Source organism: Methylobacterium sp. WL120, assembly GCF_008039465.1.
Lineage (GTDB): Bacteria > Pseudomonadota > Alphaproteobacteria > Rhizobiales > Beijerinckiaceae > Methylobacterium > Methylobacterium cerastii.
In genome coordinates this window covers 1-323 of sequence record NZ_VRUT01000382.1, presented here as the reverse complement: position 1 = coordinate 323, position 323 = coordinate 1, and the positions used below count along the sequence as shown (strand labels likewise).

Sequence of the window (323 nt, the reverse complement as noted above, 5' to 3'; positions counted from 1 at the left end):
CTGACAGAGCCTCCAGATAGCTTGCAAAACGAAGCTGATCAGCAGCCAACAGGGAGTTCATGCGATCCATGCCTCGCTCCATCACGAGATCGAATCACCATCCCTACTCCCAAATCTTGTGACACAGTAGTATTAGCGTCGTGCCTGCTTAAAACACGAAAAAGCCGGCTCGCGTTGGGCGAGCCGGCTTATGTGGGATATGAGGTTTGGTTGCGGGGACAGGATTTGAACCTGTGACCTTCAGGTTATGAGCCTGACGAGCTACCGGGCTGCTCCACCCCGCGCCAGGGTGATCGAGTGTCGTGTTGAGGGGATGTGTTGGC

Annotated in this window: 1 tRNA gene; it reads right to left on the bottom strand. The window is 55.1% G+C overall.

Features of this window, described 5'->3' with window-relative positions:
• Positions 1-207: 207 nt before the first annotated feature.
• Positions 208-284 (bottom strand) — tRNA-Met (locus FV229_RS27105).
• Positions 285-323 lie beyond the last annotated feature (39 nt).